This is a genomic window from Peribacillus sp. GL_122, assembly GCF_057835005.1.
Window position 1 is genome coordinate 2,497,159 of record NZ_CM174415.1, and the last position, 19,595, is coordinate 2,516,753.

Consider the following 19,595-nt stretch of genomic DNA (forward strand, 5'->3'; position numbering starts at 1 on the left):
AAAAGTGTGGATCTCCCAATAGGGTATCCACACTTTTTTGTGTTTAAGAAAAGCGGATATTAGATTAACTTGTTTCAAGTTTATCCCGAAGCGCTGAGCGTTCGGATTATAAAAATAGTTTTAAATATTCTAAAAACTAATTGACAATGAAGCGGTTTCATTTTAGACTTAATTCATAGACAAAACAATGTTTTGCTTATGAAACATAATGCGATTTAGAAACAGCAAATAAGGGAGGAATTTTAAAATGACAAAAGAAGCTTTTTCAGTGAAGGATTTTGAAAAAAAATATGTTGCCCGATTGAAAGACCGTTCGCTTGATTGGGATGTCTTGAAGTTCCAAGAAGAAATCGATCCCGCTTATCGACGCGCACAGATGAGATATATAGGACGTGGTGCCACTGCCAATAACGATACGAATGTAATTGCAGGTGAACATTTCACTTTAAGTACAATGGTGCTGCCTCCGGGATGTATCGGTCCTTTGCACCTTCACGACGATGTTGAAGAAGTGTTTTTTATTCTAGAGGGTGAAGTCACTGCATTAATTCAAGAGGATAGCTACAGTGAAGTGCATGAAATTAAATTAAGTGCGAGAGACTGCATCAGCAGCCCACCAGGGGTTTATCGGGGAATTAGGAATGACGGGGATGTAGAAGCGCGCATGCTCGTTATGTTAGGGGCAGTGAAGCCTAATTTACCGACATATCCTGAAGGCAGTGAACTGGAAGAACTGCGTAAACAACGCTCTAAAGAAAGAGAAGCCATCATTAAAGACTGATCATTTAGCCGAAAAGGGCACCTGCATTATGAAAATTAATGAGGCGCCCTTTTCGATTAGATTGTTAAATATGGCCAATGCAAATTATCTAAAGGCCAATCTAAATTATGGGAGGTATAAAAAATGCTTGGGATTACTCATTTACGACATATAAGCATGATAACTCCGAATTTCGACGATCAAGCAGAGTTTTATGAAAAGGTTTGGGGACTGGATAGAGTGGATGTTCCGGAAGAGGAGAATACGGTTTATTTCCGCGGGGCTGGACCGGAACATCATATTTTAAGCCTTCACAAGGGAGAAAAACGAGGTTTGCATCATATAGCTTTTGGCATGGTCGATAAAAATGCAGTGGATCGTGCAGCGGGTATATTACAATCTAAGGGCGTTCGAATTATTGAACCACCTGGATATTTGGATGAAGCAGGTGCCGGTTATGGCCTGCGGTTTATTGATCCGGAAAACCGCGTGATTGAGCTCTCGGCTTGGGTGGAAGTACAAACGTCTATTTGGAGCAAGAAAAATGTTGACCCAGTGAAATTGAATCATGTTGTAATGAACACGAAGAATTTGGATATGATCGTTGAGTTTTACACGGATGTACTTGGTTTTAAAGTTACTGATTGGAGTGAGCACCAAATGTCATTCCTGCGATGCAACAGGAAACATCACTCCATTGCCTTCAATCAAGATGAGCATGCGTCAGTCAATCATATCGCATACGAGGTCGATTCCGTGGATGAACTGATGCGAGGAATAAGCAATGTGCGAAAAGCGGGCTTGTCAGAACTTTGGGGACCTGGACGTCATGGGCCTGGAGACAATATTTTCTGTTATTTTCAAGACCCAGGCGGTTTTGTTATGGAGTATACATGTTATCTGGAAACGATTGAAGATGAATCGGAGTGGAGAGCACGTGTATGGAAACGGGTTCCGCATTTAATGGATCAGTGGGGGATTGCAGGTCCGCCGAAACCAGAAGCCCGCAAAGCAATGGGAGGAGATCCCGATCCAGGCTGGGTTGATTCTCAGATAGATGATTCAGTCATGGCGGAAAAATGAGGAGGATATTGATTTCCTCCCATTATTCTTGTACGTAGCTAGGACATCGTTTAAGGAAAATGGCTTTGAAAAGGAGTGACGAGAGTGGATTTAGGATTGCAAGGAAAAGTTGCTGTCATAATGGGCGGCACGTCGGGCGTGGGATTAAAAACAGCAGAAATGTTTTTAGCTGAGGGAGCGAAAGTGGCTATATGCGGTAGAAGTGCAGAGCGTATGGAGAGTGCACAAACTCAATTGCTTTCATTTGGTGAAAAGGCAGATATTTTTGCATCAACATGTGATGTCACCTCAAAATCGGATGTGGATTCTTTCATTAATGGTACCGCTGAGAGGTTTGGCGGAATCGATATATTGGTGAATGCAGCCGGTCAAAGCGTGATGGGTCACTTTTTTGACATAACGGATGAGCAGTGGGAAGAACAGATTCAGTTAAAGTTCTTTGCCATCATATATGCCGTTCGTGCTTCGCATCCCCATTTAGTGAAAAGGGGAGGAGGGCGGATCATTAATATTAATGCAACGCTTGCTAAAGAACCTGAACGTCATATGGTAGCGACTGCAGCAGCAAGGGCTGGTCTCCTTAATCTAAGCAAAACCTTGTCCCAGGAATTGGCTTTTGACAATATATTGGTTAATTCAGTGAGTCTTGGATTGATCCGGACGGATCAATGGGAGCGAAGAAGATTGAAAAATGCACCTGATATGGACCCTGAAGAGTATTACGGAGACCTTGCGAAAAAACGGAATATCCCTCTTGGCCGTGTAGGTGAAGCGGAAGAAGTGGCCAGTGTCATCGTTTTCCTTGCTTCAGACAAAGCAAGTTATGTAGCGGGTTCGACGATTGAGACGGCAGGAGCGATCGGAAAGGCACTATAAATATATTACTAAAAAAGGTAGGATAACGCGATGAAAATACAAGAAGAAATAGAGTTTACGACTGCCGATTCCATCGTAAAGGAGCTTGTTCAAGCAGGAGTGGAAGCTGCTTTCGGGATTGTCAGTATTCACAATATGCCAATCTATGATGCAATTCTTAGAGAAGGAAGCATCAAACTCATTTGTTCACGCGGTGAGAGCGGTGCCGTGAATATGGCTGATGGATATGCCCGCGCCACTGGGAAATTGGGTGTAGTGATTACAAGTACCGGAACAGGGGCAGGAAATGCTGCTGGTTCACTAGTGGAAGCATGGGCAGCTGGTGTCCCCCTTCTTCATCTTACCGGTGAGGTGGCTTCTTCTTATCTTGGTACAGGTAAAGGATACATACATGAGTGTAAAGACCAGCTTTCAATGATGAGCGGAGCTTGTAAAAATGCAGTGAGGCTTAGAAACCCTGACCAATCAGCAGCAGTGGTAAGGAAGGCGATCCAAGAAGCTTTAACTGCACCAACGGGCCCGGTTACATTGGAAATCCCGATTGACTTTCAATCGGCGATCATAGAAGATCTTTCACTCGAAGGGCTGCGGCCTTCAACATCTGAAACAAATTCATTGCCATTTATTCCTGAACAAGCCGTGCAAAAAATGGTAGGCGCACGCCGTCCTGTAATATGGGCTGGTGGTGGAGTCATCAGTGCTAATGCTTCGCAAGAGCTGCAAAAATTAGCGGAACTCCTTGGTGCAGCGGTTATAACAAGTCAGTCAGGAAAAGGTGCGATTCCAGAAAACCATGAACAATGCATCGGACATTTTGCAGCATATGAAACAACAAAAGAGTTTTTAAGAAATGCAGATTTATTGATTAGTGTAGGTGTAAGGTTTAGGGGGAATGAAACATCCAATTGGAAAGTGCCGGTGCCACAAGAACATATAGCGATCGATGCGGATTGGCAGGCCATTAACCGGAACTATAAAGCTTCGTTAGGTTTGGTTGGCAATGCGAAAGATATGCTGGCTGCCATCAATCAAAAGCTCGAAGAACATTCAGTTCATGCGGAACCTTCTTATTTACAAGAAGTTCTTTCGCTTAGAAATGAAGTGCGCGCTCAACTCAGGGAAACGCTTGGGCCTTATGAGCAATTTGTGGATGGCATGAGGGAGATATTACCAGACGATACCATTCTGGTTCGTGATGTAACCGTACAGGCAAACGTTTGGGGCAGCCGTTTATTTGAAATCTATGAACCGAGAACATCCATTCATGCATCAGGCGGCGGAATTGGTCAAGGTCTTCCAACAGCAATCGGTGCCCAAATGGGGTGTCCAGATAAGACCGTCGTTTTAATGGCTGGAGACGGTGGGTTTATGGTGAATGTCGGGGAAATGGTCACGGCAGCCGAAGAAAACTTACCAGTTATCATCGTATTGTTCGATGACTCAGGCTATGGGGTTCTTCGCAATATTCAAACAGCCGCATATGGTCGTCAGGTAGCCGTGGATTTATTGAGTCCTGATTTTGTGAAACTGGCTGAGTCCATGCATTTTGATGCTGTCCGTATTGGTTCTGGAGATGAATTCATATCCGAACTGAAAAAGGCAAAGGAAAGACGTAAACCTTCAATGATCGTTGTTGATATGGAAGCTGTGGGGCCTATGGCCAAGCCATTTGGCGGACCGCCAGGAGCTGCGGAAGCGTTCAAGCCCAAAAAACTATAAGGAGGATTGAGAATGATTTCGACATACCCATTTGTTTCAGGAAAATATCTAGTTAATGGAGAATGGATAGAATTACCGGAGAAAGTCGATGTAGTAAATCCGGCAAATACATCGGAAGTAGTTGGCCAGGTGGCAAAATGCTCTGAAGAAATCGTGAATGACGCGATTGAAGCGGCAGAAATTGCTTTTGAAAAGTGGTCTCGCTCTGATATTGAGGAACGGGCTAACCGGATGAACACTGCTGCAGACGAACTTTCAAAAGTAATCGAGGAAAATGTTACAGTGTTTGTACGTGAAAATGGCAAAACACTTGTAGAAGCTAAAAAGGATTTACTGCGCTGTGTTGAAGTCATGAAGGGCTGTGCAGCAGAGTTACTTGATTGGTGGAAGCCTGAAGTGCTCCCTGGAAATCAAAAAGTCCAGATCCGAAGAAGGGCAAGAGGTGTCACGGCAATAATCACACCGTGGAATTCTCCGATGATATTAACATTTAAACGGGTTATACCTGCTGTTTTAGCAGGCAATGCCGTTGTCGTAAAACCTGCAACGAATTGTCCTTTAACGATAATGACCTGTTTAAAAGTAGTTGCTGAACATTTTCCTCCAGGAGTCATCAATATAGTCTCAGGATCAGGAAAAGCAATTGGCGACAAACTATGTTCCGATTCACGCGTACGGACATTGGCGTTTGTCGGAAGTACGGAAACCGGAAAAGATATCATGCAGAAATCAGCTGGAAATCTGCAAAAAGTATATATGGAACTTGGCGGAAATGATCCTGCCATCATTTTGGAAGATGCCAATATGGATGAAGCCGCTATCAAACGTTTGAGGATAGGGATTTTACGAGTAGCCGGTCAGGTCTGTTCTGCAGTAAAAAGAGTGTACGTCCAAAAATCACGTTATGAAGAGGTTGTGGAAAAGCTGACCAAAGAGTTTAGCCGGATGGTAATTGGTGATGGCATTCAGCCTGACGTGACTATGGGTCCATTGAATAATAAAGCACAATATGACTTTGTGAATGGCTTGATCGAACGTACGGCTAAATCAGGAGGAAATATAATCACGACTGGCATTCAGTTGAATCCTGAGACTTGGAATAAAGGTTATTATATGCTTCCTTCCATTATTACTGGTGTCGATCAGCAGAGCGAATTGGTTCGGGTAGAACAATTTGGACCCATCATTCCAATTTTACCTTTCAATGATATTGATGAAGCTGTAAAATTAGCGAATGATAGTGAGTTTGCGCTGCGTGCATCTGTTTGGACCGAGAATGAAGATATCGCTGTCGAAATGGCAGATCGCCTTGAAGCTGGTGCGGTTTTCCATAATAATCATACCGTTTTCAGCGACTTGGCTCTGGATTTCCCTGGCTTAAAAGAAAGTGGTGTTTCCCGGGAAACAAGACATTGCGGGTTGGAATTCTTTGCGGACTCATACGGGTTTGCTGATTGAGGAAGGATGAAACTACATGAAATTAGGTTTAATCGGGTGCGGTAATATCGGAAAATTTCTGCTTCAGGCCATTAATAACGACGGGCTACTTCCAGGTGGGAAAATTGTTGCGATTTATGCCCGCCGTGAAGAAATAGCGGCACAACTAGCTGAAGAATTCACGACACAGGCATATAGTGATGTCGATGAACTCCTTAAATCCGATGTAGATTTAGTCATAGAGGCTGCAACGATCGAAGCAGCTGAAGAGTATGCATTGAAAGTGCTTAAAAGCGGGAAGGATCTCTTGCTGAGCAGCATTGGCGTGATGGCGAATACTGCCTTTGAAGAACAATCAAACCAGATTTGCAAAATGAATAATGTGAATATTCTCCTTCCGTCTGGTGCGATTGGAGGTCTCGATGTACTTAAGTCGGCAAAAGCGGTGAATGGCCTTGAATCTGTTTGCATCACCACAAGAAAACCGCCAAACGCATTGCCTGCAGGTACTACAGTGACAGAAGAAACGGTATTATTTGAAGGATCTGCTGCAGAAGCGATCAAACAGTTTCCGAGAAACATTAATGTTGCGATTGTGCTGTCCTTGGCTGGTCTTGGATCTGAAAAGACGAAAGTGAAAATCATTGCCGATCCAAATGTGTTAAAAAACAATCACCTGATAGAAGCGTCAGGTTCGTTCGGGAAACTGAAACTGGAAGTGGAAAATGATCCGATGCCAAATAATCCGAAAACGAGTTATCTAGCGGCATTAAGTGTTTTGGCTACTCTGCAAAATAAGGAAAAGAGCGTTCAAATCGGTTAAGACTTATGATTTAAAGCTTGGAAGGGAGAGAAAAAGTATGCTTAAAACTGATAAATCCTTAGAAGAAATGTCGAAACAGCAAGTTATTAACTATCTGAACGAAACGGTTAAACCAGAGGAAGGCGCTATACCTGCATACCTCCTTGGAGACCCAAAGGTTTATGATATAGAACATGAAAAAGTGTTTTTGAAAACATGGGTTTTTATCGGTCATGATTCTGAAGTACCCAACAAAGGAGACTTCATGACCCGTGAACTGGCTGGCTACTCGCTCATCATCACTCGTGATGCTGAAGGGGAAATCAGGGCGTTTTATAATATGTGCACGCATCGCGGAATGAAACTATGCCGTGCAGATAAAGGGAACAAGTCATTATTTACGTGTCCTTATCATGGGTTTAATTTCAAAAACACTGGTGAGCTCGTAGGGGTGCCATTACAAAAGGACATATATGGGGGCAACCTTGACCGGGCGGAAATGGGCCTTCACAAAGTGAAGCTTGAATCCTATAAAGGTCTTTTATTTGGAACTTGGAATGAAGATGCAGAGCCGCTTGAAGAGTTTCTTGGAGACATTAAATGGTATTTGGATATACTCGTAGGTCGTGCAGAAATGGAAGTAATCGGGGTTCCGCAAAGATTCGTTGTTAATTCCAACTGGAAAGTTGGTTCCGATAACTTTGTTGGTGATTCCTATCACACGATGGTCACACACGGATCCATTGCCAAACTGGGCATGGTGCCCAATGCTACCTATTCAAAGCGTGGTTTTCAAATCCATACGGAAAACGGGCATGGACTGAACTTAGGGACACCTAACCCTGAATTCGCTTTTCCGGAAGAATTGAAAGATGAATTTAAAACTAATTTGTCTGAAGAACAATATGGAGTATTATCAAACTTAAAGAATATGATTGGGAACGTTTTCCCCAACTTATCATTTTTAATATCCCATACAAAAATCAAAGACCAATTCATATCCAACACTTCAATTAGAATGTGGCGGCCAATCGGTCACAATAAAATGGAAGTGATCGCTTGGATGCTCGTGGAAAAGAACGCCTCCCAAGATTGGAAAGATAGATCAAGAGATTCATTTATATTGACCTTTAGCCCATCCGGTATTTTCGAACAGGATGATACGGAAGTGTTTACGGATATTACTGAAGCAGCCCAAGGCCCAATGCCTTTCCTAAAGAATTTAACCTACAATTATACAATGGGGCTTCATCGTGAACCAGTTGATTTTATAGGACCGGGTGTTGCTTACGATGATAAATTCACTGAAGCGAGCCAAAGGAATTTTTACAAGTACTGGCTTGAATTAATGACGAAATGATAAGCGGGAGGGGGAACGGAAATGAATGTGGAGAAAATGTTGCTCAAATGTGAATTTGAACAGTGGCTGTATGATGAAGCTCAACTGCTGGATGATATTGAATTTGATGATTGGTTCGATTTAATGCACTCGAGCTTGCGTTATCAAATGCCTGTACGTGTTAATAAAGAAGGGGTGGAACGCCCGGATTATTCAACGGAAATGTTTACATTTAATGATGATATTGAGCTGCTTAAACTGCGCGTGGATCGTTTGAAAACGGATTATGCTTGGGCGGAAATACCGCCGTCAAGAACACGGCGTTTTGTCTCTAATGTACGCGTTAAAGACTATGTTGAAGGTGAAAAGGCAGTCGTCAAGAGCTATCTGCTTATCTATCGAAGCCGCAGCACGGATATTCAACATGATTTGATTTCGGGGGAACGAAATGATGAATTCATTTTCGAAGAAGGTAAATGGAAACTTTCCAAACGGATATTCATTGTTGATCAATCAACGATAAATACCAGAAATCTTGCTATCTTCGTATAATTATTGACTTGGATTAAAAGAGATAACGAGGAGGCTGGTTACAATGGCAATGGCGTTAAAGGATAAAGTAGTGTTGATTACCGGGGGCAATTCAGGTATCGGAGAGGCTGTCACTAGACGTTTTATACAAGAAGGGGCAAAAGTCAGCATCATCGGCCGCTCGATAGAAACGCTAAAGAAAATGAAAGAGGAATTTGGTGAAGAGATTCTCATTAACCAAGGCGATGTAAGCAAATATGAAGACAATGAGAGGGCTGTCCAGGCCACAGTCGAGCAATTTGGAAAGCTGGACGTTTTCGTTGCTAATGCAGGTGTCTTTGATGGATTTGCTAAATTTGCCGACGTAACTCCCGATGCACTTTCCGAAGCATATGATTTTTTGATCAATATTAACGTTAAAGGATCTTTCTTCGGTGCTAAAGCCGCTCTTGAAGAATTGCAAAAATCGAATGGCAATATTATTTTCACCGTATCCGGTGCTAGTTTTTATCCGGATGGCGGCGGGGTGTGGTACACAGCAAGCAAACATGCCCAAATAGGGTTGATGCGCCAACTCGCCTATGAACTTGCTCCTAACATTAGGGTGAATGCTGTAGCGCCTGGTGGCACTCTGACAGCATTATCGGTCATTCCTCCCCTACGTCCATTCGTTAAAATAGTGGATAATGAAACGAAGGCAAATAGCATTAAAAAAAGAAACCCTCTTCAGCTTGCACAGATGCCCGAAGATCATGTAGCTGCATATGTCCTGTTAGCATCGGACGCAGCGCGTGCAATTACCGGCGAAGTAATCTCCAGTGATGGAGGATTGTCAGTTCGCGGACTGGGTTGAGTTCATTACAAAATAAACTATGGGAAGAAGGTTTATAAGTATGGCTGAATCACTATTGGGCAATAGGAATATTAATCAACTCGCATTTGTTGTAAAAGATATTGAAGCTGCTAATATAGCCTTCACAAGACTGCTAGGCATTAAGAAGTCAGAACCATTTCTAACTGGTGACAGTTCTGTTTCGAAAGTCACTTTTAGAGGTGTACCAACGGAATCACAATCCAAACTGGCTTTTCTGAATACACCAACCGTCCAATTTGAACTAATAGAACCCGATAAAAATCCAGGAACGATGCGTGAGTTCCTGGATGAAGTAGGTGAAGGGATCCACCATATAGCTTTTGACGTTGACTCTATCCAAAAGAGGCTGCCAATCATGGAGAAAAGCGGATACCCAGCTTTGCAAACGGGTGAATTCACTTCAAGTGACGGCCGGTATGTATATGTGGATACACTGGATGATCACAAAACGTTAGTTGAACTGCTTGAAAGTTCAGAGCCAAGAAAAACGGCATGGGAGAGACCAGAAGATGCAAGCGTTCAGCCGCTATTAGGGACTAACAAAGTGGAACAGCTTGCGTTAGTTGTAAAAGACCTGGATGCGGCTGCAGATGCATATTGTAAGTTGTTGGGTATTGAAAAACCTCCCATCATTCATTCTGGTTCAACCGATATTACAAACGTGATTTACAAAGAAAAGCCCACTGAAGGAAAATCAAAATATATGTTCATCGATACCCCGTTAATTCAAATTGAATTGATCGAGCCGGGCGAATCACCTAGTACGTGGAAAGATCATCTTGAAACATATGGTGAGGGTGTTCACCATATCTCTTTTGTCGTAAAAGACATGGAGGATAAAATGAAGATGTTAGAAGAAATGGGCTATCCGGTCATACAGACAGGTAACTTTTTTAACGGAAATGGCCGATATGCCTATATGGATACAACATCGACCTATAAAGTGATTATTGAACTGTTAGAACGTTTTGATGAGTAAACATGTAACAATTGATCATTAATTAGGTTTCCGGATACAAATGCCAGAGCACTTGGAACTTACATAATCAGGAATAATGAACTCCAGTGGTCATTAAATCGAAAATCTAGCCATTTTCCCTCCTAATCAGCTGATTAACTTTCTAGACAAGTGAAACCGTAAAAAGCATATACAAGGCAATGGGCAGAAAGGGGACTTCAACCATGGCCTTGTACGGTTGGCATAATAGTGAAAAATTTAACAACAAAACGGAAAAAAATAATTGACAAACAATTTGGAATATTAATATTATTGAAAGTAGTTAGTGGCTTGAATTTTTTTAAACTAAGATGTATACATGTATGCAGGTAAAAAAGTAGGGAGCAAAAGGTTAAAAAAATTTGTAAAATTGGGGGCTGGAAAAATGGAGATATCCGGAAAAATAAACTTTGATTATAGCGCAGAAGTGATTTGGGAAGCCATGCATAATCCGGAATTGCTCAAGAATGCTATTCCAGGATGTCAAGACCTTTCATTAGTTGCAGATGGCGAATATGATGTTGGACTTAAGCTTGGTGTTGCAGCTGTAAAAGGTGACTACACGGGAAAGGTGAAATTGAAGGATTTGGAAGTGCCTTATCAGTATATTTTAAATGCTGAAGGAAGCGGGAAGCCAGGTTTTGTTTCTGCTGAAATGGACTGTAAAATCATTCCTGATGGTGATGGTTGTCAATTGATTTGGGAATGCAACGCAGATATAGGTGGAATGATCGCTGGTGTGGGAAGCAGGGTTATTGGTGGTATTGCAAAATTCATGGCAGGTAAATTCTTTAAAGATATGGAGAAACAGTTAAAAACTCATCAAAGAATTTAATGCCGGTCATTCAAACCATTTAAAAGGTGTATACGAATGGAGGGGTTCCTATCAAACCAGCTACGTTTAATTACCTTCGGCCTTCGAGCTTGGAAGAAGCTGTGCACTATTTATCAGAATACGGGGAAGATGCGAAAATTTTATCCGGCGGACAAAGTTTGATTCCATTATTGAATATGAGGCTTTCAACGCCAAAATACTTGATTGATATAGGCAGGGCTGAGGGGTTGAGCTATATAAAAGAAGATGGTGAATCACTGGTCATCGGTGCTTTGACGAAACACAGGGAAATTGAAAAATCCGAGTTGGTTAAGGAGAAGTGTCCATTGTTATCGGAAGCGATCCGGTGGGTAGGCCATGAACAAATACGCAATCGGGGAACTGTTGGTGGCAGCATCGCCCATGGTGATCCATCTGCGGAGCTTCCATGCGTTTTAACCGCTTTAAGAGGAGAAGTAGTCATTGCCGATGTAAACGGCGAAGAAATAGTAAGCCCTGAAGAATTCTTCCTTACCTATATGCTTACATCCTTACAGCCGGATCAATTGGTTAAAGAGATTCGGTTCCCGATATTAAAGCCGAATAGTGGATCGGCATTTGTTGAAGTGGCCAGAAGGCATGGTGATTTTGGTCTGATTGAGGTGGCTGCGGTAGTTGATCTAAGTGAAGATGGAAGTTTTTCTGAGGTTAAATTAGCCATTGGTGGCGTGAATTCCGTTCCTACAGCTTTAGGGGATGTGGAAAGGCTTTTGGTTGGAAAGGAACCGACTGAGGAAATTTATAAGGATGCGAGTGTTTTAACAATGGAGATGATCGAACCTGAATCCGATCTCCATGGTACTGCTGAATATAGAAGGGAACTATCTGGTACGATGGTCATCCGGGCCTTAAAGCTAGCGACCATTCGTGCACAAGGGGGCAGGGTGATGTGATGGATGGTGTTAAGATAAATCTAAAAGTAAACGGACAAGATATATCGAGGGAAGTAGACTCTAGATTGCTATTATCGGATTTTATCAGGGAGATCCTGTTCCTTACTGGAACACATATTGGCTGTGAACATGGAGTTTGCGGAGCTTGTACAATCCATGTTAACGGTGATCCAGTCCGCTCATGTTTAATGCTTGCAGTCCAAGCGGATGGATGTGAAGTCAAGACGGTGGAGTCACTTATCCAGGAGAATGGGAAGCTTAATCACCTACAGCAAGCATTTTCGGATAATCATGCCCTGCAATGCGGGTTTTGTACTCCAGGATTTTTGATGACGGTTTCAGGTTTCCTGGAGGAAAATTCAAACCCTTGTGAAGAAGAAATAAAAAAATGCATTTCTGGAAATTTATGTCGATGCACCGGTTACTCCAATATTATTAAAGCTGTGAAGCAGGCTGCGCAAACTGTGTCCAATTAAGGAGGGAACAGGCATGACAAAATACGTTGGCCAAAGTGTTAAGCGGAGGGAAGATTATCGTTTGGTTACAGGAACAGGGCAATTCGTGGGAGATATCCGAATGGCAAATATGGTTGAAGCAGTCTTTGTCCGCAGCACACATGCACATGCCACAATCAAAGGGATTGATATCTCCGAAGCTCAGTCATTGGAAGGGGTGCATGCCATTCTCACCGGAATGGATATAGATGGAATCATAAAGCCTCTTGTCCAATTTGAATCACATTGTGCTTTGCCTCCCAATCTAGAGGAAGCGATCAATCCCACTATCCATTATTGTTATGAAGATGTCCTGGCAAAGAATAAGGTGATGTATGTAGGGCAACCCATTGCAGTCGTCGTTGCAGATAACAGGTATGTGGCCGAAGATGCAGCAGATTTAATAAAAGTGGAATATGAAACGCTAACAGTGGTTGTCGATCCATTCAAGTCATTGGAAAAAGGCGCACCATTGATTCAAGAGCATTTACAGAATAACGTCCAGGCAGACTTCCATGTTACGACTGGAAATGCTGTACAGTCCCTTAAAAATGCAGATCAAATCCTCAAGGCAAGAATCCAAACGCCTAGAGTTTCTTCCAACCCGCTAGAAACGAGGGGGGTCGTTTCCACCTATGAAAACCGTACAGATCAATTTCATGTTTATTCTTCCACTCAACTTCCTTTTGAGGTTAGAACTTATATTGCTAAATCATTGGATTTGGTTGAACAGCAAATCAGAGTGACTGCACCTGACGTAGGTGGTGGTTTCGGACCAAAAGGTGGGGTTCACCCAGAAGAAATCTTAATTCCATATCTTTCAAAGTTATTGAAGAGACCTGTCAAGTGGATTGAAGACCGTCTAGAACATATGACAAGTGCCCGCCATTCACGGGATCAAATCCATGATGTTGAGGTTGCTTATAACCTGGATGGCACTATTTTGGGAATTAAAGATCACTTCATTATAGATAGTGGTGCTGTAAATTATTTTGGATTAACATGTGCCTACAATAGTGCCTACCATTTAAGGGGAGCATATAAGATTCCAAACTATGATGTTACTTGCCAGATTGTCTTAACGAATAAAACACCGAATGTTCCATTCCGGGGAGCAGGAAGACCAGAGGTCGTTTTCGTAATGGATCGAATTATCGACATGGTCGCTAGAAGGTTGAAAAAAGATCCAGTGGAAGTAATGCGAAAGAACATTATTCAAGCGGAGGATATGCCTTATGACCAAGGGATTTTGGTTAAAGATGGTGCAAAGCTGATTTATGATAGCGGGGACTATCCCGCTGCATTGGATCAAGGTTTGAAAATGATTGATTACGAAGGATTTAGAGAGCAGCAAAAAGAGTTGAAGAAGCAAGGAAAGCTAGTCGGTGTCGGCATTTCCACTTATGTAGAAGGAACTGGTGCTGGTCCATTCGAAAGTGCTTATGTCACGATTGATGGTACCGGTCAGGTCGTGGCATACCTTGGAGCTTCTCCGCAGGGGCAGGGGCACGAAACGGTATTCTCCCAAATCTGTGCGGATGAATTAATGCTTAGCCCAAATGATATTACAATAAGGGTCGGTGATACAACGAACTTGGCCTTTGGGGCCGGAACATACGCTAGCCGGAGTGCAGTAAATGCTGGATCGGCCATTCAAATTGCTTCAGCGAAATTAAGGGGAAAAGTATTGGCCGTCGCAGCTGCCTTGCTTGAAGTTGAATCCGCTGATTTACAAATGGAAAATGGCAAAGCCTTTGTTAAGACCAACCCAGAAAAATGTGTGACCTATAAGGAAATTGCTAAAGCGGCACGTCCAGGAAACAGATGTAAGGTGCCTGTTGGAATGGAGCCAGGCCTGCAAGTCACACATTACTTCGTTCCGCCCACTGTTACTTTTTCATCGTCCGTCCACATAGCCATGGTGGAAGTGGATAAGGAAACAGGTTTTGTCGAGTTGAAAGGCTATAGTGTGGTTCATGACGCAGGAAAGGTCATCAATCCAATGATCGTGGATGGTCAAGTGCAGGGTGGCATAGCCCAGGGAATTGGTGCAGCTCTATATGAAGAAGTCGTTTACGATGAGAAAGGCCAACTTTTGACTGGATCTTATATGGATTATTTATTGCCGACATCCATGGAAATCCCGACTGTAGAAAAGTCCCATCAAGAATTCCTCTCTACCAGAAATCCACTTGGCATCAAGGGAGTAGGTGAAGGTGGAGCCATTTCCCCGCCTGCAGCCATTGCGAATGCGGTTGTTGATGCGCTCGATCCATTAGAAGTCACGATCAATCAATTGCCTATTAGCCCAAGCAAACTCCGTAATTGGATTAAGGAAGCGGAAAGGAAAAAGTTCAAAATCGAAATAGGTTAAAAAATTCGCTTAGCAGTTCAGAACTCATTGTTGATGGATTATACCCTATACCATGACAGAACGACAGACGAGCATGAAAATGGAAGGTGTAAATAGGGGATTACACTAGTTACGAACATTTCATGATAATAGGGGCTGATTTTTTTGAATAATTTAAATCCACAACTGCATAATCAATCGGGCAAAATGACGAATACCCGTTGGTTCTTCACGGCTTTTCCTTTGCTTGTTCTTTTCACTGTTTCCATGATGGATAAGGCAAATATTAATATTTTGCTTGCCAACAAGCCTTTTCTAACTGATCTGGGCATTGATGGTAATTTAGTGAAAGGAACACTTAGCAGCATATTTTTAGTGACTTATGCTTTTGGTCAATTAGCTTGGGGCTTCATCGTTGATAAGATAGGTGCACTGCGCAGCGGTTTCATCGGGATCGCACTGTGGGCATTTGCGATGGTTTTAGGTGGAATGGCCGATTCCATCAGTGCGATTTTATGGTCCAGGGCCATATTGGGAATCGGTGAAGGAGTCCTGTATCCAATGGCATTGAAATTAACCTCAAGCTGGTTCCCGCAGAATGAACAAGCAAAGGCACAGACAACTTGGTATAACGGAAATGCGATAGGACCGGTTCTTGGGCTCCCGCTAATAGCAATCATAGCGTCCACATATGGCTGGCGGGAAAGCTACTTCATACTTGCGGCATTATCTGTCGTTTGTTTGATTTTATTTTTGATCATGACAAGAGATAATCCGGCTAAGCATTATGCGGTTAATTCAATGGAATTAAACTATATTCAAAGTAATCAAAAAGTAGGGGGAACTCCAACAGCTAGTAAAGATAATGTTAAAGCGGTTCTTGCGAATCCGATGTTCTGGGTCTTAACGATTGTTTATTCTTGCATTTCCATTGCCTATTATGGGATTTCGACCTTTTTACCAAGTTATTTGACAGAAGAAAAAGGGATTGCTTTTGTAAATTCCGCTGTTATAAATGCCGGTGGATTCGCATTAGCCATTATTGTACAAGTGGTGGCTGGGTTTCTTTCCGATCGATTCATGAAGAGGGCGATTTTTGTAGGCGGAGCGTGTGGGCTTATCATCATTTTCATGCTTTTCTCCCTTTTCACTGCTAACAGCACAGTTGCTGCCGTCTTGAGCATTTTATTGATTGGTCTTTTGTTTATGCCAGCTGCCCTGACCATGACCATGCTTCACCGTGTCTCTTCACCCGAAGTAATGAGGAGCATCAGTGGGGTTTTCGGCTGTGTATCTTATTTAATTGCAGCTCTTGGCCCTATGGTTGTCGGTTTATTCAGTCAAATGAGCGGTTCATATAATGGCGGGTTTATTGCCCTTTTATGTTTTGTTGCCCTTTCTCTTTTCTTAAGTGTTTTCTTAGTCAGAAAAGGATACTAGTGCTCTGATTTAAATCATTAAAAATGAATAATGGGGAAGAGAGACAAATAGGGCATTTTCCATTTGTCTCCCTTTTTCTGCTTCCAAATATGTGAATACCAGATTTAGAGGAGGGGGTTAAAGATGTCAAGGTTACAAGAATTAAAAGACGTGTTGGAAAATATAAGTTCCGCATGGGAGCGCCACGAAAAAGCAGCAATGGTCATGCAGATAGGTGTCAAGGGTTCAGCATATAGACTTCCAGGTGCAAAAATGATGATGGCATCGGACGGTCGTATGTTTGGCACGATAAGTGGCGGATGTTTGGAAAGCGATTTATATGGCTGGGCGGAAAAAGCTATGGAAACTAACACTTGCGTTACACACCTATATGACTTGAGCGAGAATGATATTTGGGGGTTGGGAATAGGTTGCAAAGGTAAATTGGAAATATTTATCCTTCCTATTGAGCCAAATGACGAATTCTGGATGATGACAAATCAAATTGTCCAGAAAGGTCAGAAATTCACCATGATATTGGATGTATCTTCCGGTAAAGGTTTAATCGTCGATAAATATGGTAACCTCATTGGAAATCATGGAAGTGTGCCATCTGAAGTCATTGAAAAAGCAAGGATGGTAATGGATACACAAACTCGAGCAGAATTGGTGAATCTGGAGGGAAAACGATATCTAATTGATGCTATTAAGCCAAGTGAACAATTGATTATTGCCGGGGCTAGCAGGGATGCTGTTCCAGTTGTCGAATTGGCAGCAAAAGCTGGGTTTTCCGTAACGGTATTGGATTCACGCAAGAATTTCAATAATGATCGCTTGTTTCCATTGGCTTCGAATTTGCAAAAATGCCCAGATGAAATAGACCCTTCTGAATTTACTGGATCATGGTGGGTAGTCATGAATCATATCCAGTCCTTAGATGAGAAAACCCTACAAGTGGCTTTGAAAAGTGATCCACGATATATTGGGGTGCTTGGCCCAATCTCCCGTACAACGGAAATGCTTAATACAATTGGAGAGGACTTCAACAGCGGTCCAATCCACTCACCAATTGGTTTGGATATCGGTGCTGAAACGATGGAAGAAGTTGCACTAAGTATTGTGTCGGAATTGATGTCTGTTAGAAATGGAAGAATTCCTGCACCCTTGCATGGAAAAGTGAAGATTCATGCCTAAAGTAGGAGCGATCATACTTGCGGCAGGCATGTCGATTCGAATGGGTGAACCTAAACTGTTACTTCCTTTACGGGGCCAACCTCTTTTTCTTCATGCCATTGATTCTATCCTTGGCAGCCGCATGCAGCCCATCTATTTGGTTGCCGGTAAATATATAGAAGAAATCCGTCAACATAGTGAAGACTATCCAGAATTGAAGATTATTCATAATCCGAATTATGCAGATGGAATGTCCACTTCTCTAAAACTTGGAGTTCAATCCATCAAAGAACATGTGGATGCAGTCATGATCTTCCTTGCGGATCAGCCACTTATTTCCCGTGACATCATACAATCTTTAATAGATAAATATATTGAGTGTAAAGATGAAGGAGTGCGGATCGTTCGACCAAAATATAAAGGGGAGGCAGGACATCCGATACTAGTGGATGCAGTATTACTCAATGAATTCCATTCAATAAATGGTGATCAAGGTGGTAAAAGCATTATCAAAAAATATGATGCGGTGACCGAGACCGTTTCTTTTGACAATTCAATGTGGGGATTTGACATTGACACGCCTGAAGACTTCCAAAAAGTGAAATTGCATTTGGATTTATAATGCAAACTTTAAAATCACACGAGTAATCCTGGCAAAATATCCTGCGGAACGGCCGGAAAAATAGAGAGAAGGTCGAAATATTCCCCGAATCGTCCGAAATGCTGCTTGAAATACGTAATATTTACCTAATATAAAAGGGTTCCTACAATTGCGGACTTAATACTCGCAATAGGCACCCTTTATTTTAATTTTATTGTGATACACGTTTTATGTAATCAAGGTAATAATCATAGTTTTTTTGGATATGGATCGTATTGACCTTTATTGCTTTTTCTGCATCTTTGTCACGAATGGCATGGATTACCTGTAAGTGCTCATTGTTTCGTTCCTCATACCAAGATTTATCAACCATTGTAACATCTTCATTACGGGCCGATAAAAAGGAAATTCGAAAAGAAAGCCATAATGAATCTGTAGTCTTTTGGAGAAAGGTATTTCTCGAGTAGGAATATAATAAGCGGTGAAATTCAATGTTTGCACGACTTGCCGCTATTCGGTCATTATTATTTATGGCCTGTTGCAGTTTATCCGTTGCCCATTCCAGTTTTTTTATTTCCTCTTCCGTAATTCCTTCACAAGCTTTTTGTAAAGAATAGTTTTCGAGCATTTTCCTGATTTCCAATTCCTGCTGCAAAAGTTCAATATCCACATTGGATATGACCATCCCTATACCAGGTTTCACCTGAAGCAAATTTTCCTGTTCTAATTTCCGCAAAGCTTCACGTACCGGTGTACGGCTACAATTGAATTGTTGGGCGATATCATCTTCCGTTAAACGGTCTCCGGGCAAAAATATCCCTTCAATGATCGCATTTTTAATAACAAAAAATATTGCTTCCCTTAAGGGCTTAGAAGAATAATGTTCAATTTGTTCTGTAATATATTGATAGTGATTGGTTTCCATGGTGCTCCTTTCTAAAATCCAATTATATACAAGTATATATATTTTATCTTAAAAAACGATTGAAGTCATTCTCTGCTTCAGACTTTTGATTGTTTATACATTTCAAAGGGTCGAGTCCGCTTATGTTTCGGACTACTAATGATTTAACTTCATATTAAAAAGGTAGATTTATATGATCTATGAAACAATTGTAACCAAAGATACTTACAAGGCTATCCGTACTTATTGCAAGGTATAAAATTAGGGAAGCCCCAACCATCCTGAAACCGGAGAAATGCCTGATAATATTGAGGAAAACAAGGGGGCCATATAATAAGCGGAAGCAAACTTACAGTAAAAATGGGTCTTGATATGCGTCACTTTGCCGCGATGTATGATGTATTCCATCCTGTAAGAAGTGCAATGAAGTTGCTCGTTTACCTAAACATGCTATGATGGAAAAGGA

Annotated in this window: 18 protein-coding genes; 17 read left to right on the forward strand and 1 reads right to left on the reverse strand. The window is 42.0% G+C overall.

Going from position 1 to position 19,595, the window contains the following annotated elements; all coding sequences use genetic code 11:
• Positions 1-247: 247 nt before the first annotated feature.
• From AC3ISB_RS12050 to AC3ISB_RS12130, 17 genes are all read left to right on the forward strand, one after another.
• Positions 248-781 carry a cupin domain-containing protein gene (locus AC3ISB_RS12050; RefSeq protein ID WP_098371925.1) on the forward strand — a complete coding sequence of 178 codons (534 nt, stop codon included), beginning with the start codon at positions 248-250 and terminating at the stop codon, positions 779-781.
• A gap of 123 nt (positions 782-904) precedes the next feature.
• On the forward strand, positions 905-1,843 hold the full coding sequence (locus AC3ISB_RS12055; protein ID WP_141994272.1) for a VOC family protein: 939 nt from the start codon (positions 905-907) through the stop codon (positions 1,841-1,843).
• An 84-nt stretch (positions 1,844-1,927) separates the two neighbouring features.
• Positions 1,928-2,719, forward strand: coding sequence for an SDR family oxidoreductase (locus tag AC3ISB_RS12060; RefSeq protein WP_098371927.1), 792 nt, complete (start codon positions 1,928-1,930; stop codon positions 2,717-2,719).
• A 30-nt stretch (positions 2,720-2,749) separates the two neighbouring features.
• A complete protein-coding gene (locus AC3ISB_RS12065; protein ID WP_098371928.1) occupies positions 2,750-4,438 on the forward strand; it encodes a thiamine pyrophosphate-binding protein in 1,689 nt (562 codons plus the stop codon).
• Between the two features lie 12 nt (positions 4,439-4,450).
• Positions 4,451-5,896 (forward strand): aldehyde dehydrogenase family protein, encoded by a 1,446-nt coding sequence (locus AC3ISB_RS12070; protein WP_489276513.1) that lies wholly within the window; start codon positions 4,451-4,453, stop codon positions 5,894-5,896.
• Between the two features lie 16 nt (positions 5,897-5,912).
• Positions 5,913-6,698: an aspartate dehydrogenase gene (gene nadX, locus AC3ISB_RS12075; protein ID WP_489276515.1), complete on the forward strand. Its 786-nt coding sequence runs from the start codon at positions 5,913-5,915 to the stop codon at positions 6,696-6,698.
• A 37-nt stretch (positions 6,699-6,735) separates the two neighbouring features.
• A complete protein-coding gene (locus tag AC3ISB_RS12080; protein WP_098371931.1) occupies positions 6,736-8,037 on the forward strand; it encodes an aromatic ring-hydroxylating oxygenase subunit alpha in 1,302 nt (433 codons plus the stop codon).
• A 21-nt stretch (positions 8,038-8,058) separates the two neighbouring features.
• On the forward strand, positions 8,059-8,568 hold the full coding sequence (locus tag AC3ISB_RS12085; RefSeq protein WP_076371322.1) for an aromatic-ring-hydroxylating dioxygenase subunit beta: 510 nt from the start codon (positions 8,059-8,061) through the stop codon (positions 8,566-8,568).
• Between the two features lie 43 nt (positions 8,569-8,611).
• Positions 8,612-9,400: an SDR family NAD(P)-dependent oxidoreductase gene (locus tag AC3ISB_RS12090; protein ID WP_480338971.1), complete on the forward strand. Its 789-nt coding sequence runs from the start codon at positions 8,612-8,614 to the stop codon at positions 9,398-9,400.
• A gap of 40 nt (positions 9,401-9,440) precedes the next feature.
• Positions 9,441-10,400: a VOC family protein gene (locus AC3ISB_RS12095; protein WP_489276518.1), complete on the forward strand. Its 960-nt coding sequence runs from the start codon at positions 9,441-9,443 to the stop codon at positions 10,398-10,400.
• A gap of 403 nt (positions 10,401-10,803) precedes the next feature.
• Positions 10,804-11,253, forward strand: a complete 450-nt coding sequence (locus AC3ISB_RS12100) for an SRPBCC family protein (RefSeq protein WP_179891084.1) — start codon at positions 10,804-10,806, stop codon at positions 11,251-11,253.
• Positions 11,254-11,279: 26 nt separating this feature from the next.
• Complete coding sequence (locus tag AC3ISB_RS12105; protein WP_489276520.1) at positions 11,280-12,185, forward strand: FAD binding domain-containing protein; 906 nt, start codon at positions 11,280-11,282, stop codon at positions 12,183-12,185.
• Positions 12,185-12,661, forward strand: a complete 477-nt coding sequence (locus AC3ISB_RS12110) for a (2Fe-2S)-binding protein (protein ID WP_480339081.1) — start codon at positions 12,185-12,187, stop codon at positions 12,659-12,661. Before AC3ISB_RS12105 ends, AC3ISB_RS12110 begins: the two co-directional genes overlap by 1 nt.
• Positions 12,662-12,674: 13 nt before the next feature.
• On the forward strand, positions 12,675-15,053 hold the full coding sequence (locus AC3ISB_RS12115) for a xanthine dehydrogenase family protein molybdopterin-binding subunit (RefSeq protein WP_489276522.1): 2,379 nt from the start codon (positions 12,675-12,677) through the stop codon (positions 15,051-15,053).
• 144 nt (positions 15,054-15,197) lie between these two features.
• Positions 15,198-16,472, forward strand: a complete 1,275-nt coding sequence (locus AC3ISB_RS12120; protein ID WP_489276524.1) for an MFS transporter — start codon at positions 15,198-15,200, stop codon at positions 16,470-16,472.
• Positions 16,473-16,595: 123 nt separating this feature from the next.
• The gene (locus AC3ISB_RS12125; RefSeq protein ID WP_489276526.1) at positions 16,596-17,645 is read left to right on the forward strand and encodes an XdhC family protein; all 1,050 of its coding nucleotides are present in this window, start codon (positions 16,596-16,598) and stop codon (positions 17,643-17,645) included.
• Entirely contained in the window at positions 17,638-18,246 is a 609-nt protein-coding gene (locus AC3ISB_RS12130; RefSeq protein ID WP_489276528.1) for a nucleotidyltransferase family protein, read from the forward strand. The genes AC3ISB_RS12125 and AC3ISB_RS12130 overlap by 8 nt, the downstream gene beginning before the upstream one ends.
• A gap of 190 nt (positions 18,247-18,436) precedes the next feature.
• Here the strand turns inward: AC3ISB_RS12130 and AC3ISB_RS12135 are convergent, their stop codons facing one another.
• On the reverse strand, positions 18,437-19,150 hold the full coding sequence (locus AC3ISB_RS12135; RefSeq protein ID WP_098371941.1) for a GntR family transcriptional regulator: 714 nt from the start codon (positions 19,148-19,150) through the stop codon (positions 18,437-18,439).
• Positions 19,151-19,595: the final 445 nt, after the last annotated feature.

Bases quoted from the DNA above. Each gene is read 5' to 3' on its own strand.
- AC3ISB_RS12115 (WP_489276522.1), top strand. From the start codon at position 12,675: ATGACAAAATACGTTGGCCAAAGTGTTAAGCGGAGGGAAGATTATCGT.
- AC3ISB_RS12090 (WP_480338971.1), top strand. From the start codon at position 8,612: ATGGCAATGGCGTTAAAGGATAAAGTAGTGTTGATTACCGGGGGCAAT.
- AC3ISB_RS12110 (WP_480339081.1), top strand. From the start codon at position 12,185: ATGGATGGTGTTAAGATAAATCTAAAAGTAAACGGACAAGATATATCG.
- AC3ISB_RS12050 (WP_098371925.1), top strand. From the start codon at position 248: ATGACAAAAGAAGCTTTTTCAGTGAAGGATTTTGAAAAAAAATATGTT.
- AC3ISB_RS12135 (WP_098371941.1), bottom strand. From the start codon at position 19,150: ATGGAAACCAATCACTATCAATATATTACAGAACAAATTGAACATTAT.
- AC3ISB_RS12065 (WP_098371928.1), top strand. From the start codon at position 2,750: ATGAAAATACAAGAAGAAATAGAGTTTACGACTGCCGATTCCATCGTA.
- AC3ISB_RS12095 (WP_489276518.1), top strand. From the start codon at position 9,441: ATGGCTGAATCACTATTGGGCAATAGGAATATTAATCAACTCGCATTT.
- nadX (WP_489276515.1), top strand. From the start codon at position 5,913: ATGAAATTAGGTTTAATCGGGTGCGGTAATATCGGAAAATTTCTGCTT.
- AC3ISB_RS12070 (WP_489276513.1), top strand. From the start codon at position 4,451: ATGATTTCGACATACCCATTTGTTTCAGGAAAATATCTAGTTAATGGA.
- AC3ISB_RS12055 (WP_141994272.1), top strand. From the start codon at position 905: ATGCTTGGGATTACTCATTTACGACATATAAGCATGATAACTCCGAAT.
- AC3ISB_RS12085 (WP_076371322.1), top strand. From the start codon at position 8,059: ATGAATGTGGAGAAAATGTTGCTCAAATGTGAATTTGAACAGTGGCTG.
- AC3ISB_RS12125 (WP_489276526.1), top strand. From the start codon at position 16,596: ATGTCAAGGTTACAAGAATTAAAAGACGTGTTGGAAAATATAAGTTCC.
- AC3ISB_RS12100 (WP_179891084.1), top strand. From the start codon at position 10,804: ATGGAGATATCCGGAAAAATAAACTTTGATTATAGCGCAGAAGTGATT.
- AC3ISB_RS12130 (WP_489276528.1), top strand. From the start codon at position 17,638: ATGCCTAAAGTAGGAGCGATCATACTTGCGGCAGGCATGTCGATTCGA.
- AC3ISB_RS12080 (WP_098371931.1), top strand. From the start codon at position 6,736: ATGCTTAAAACTGATAAATCCTTAGAAGAAATGTCGAAACAGCAAGTT.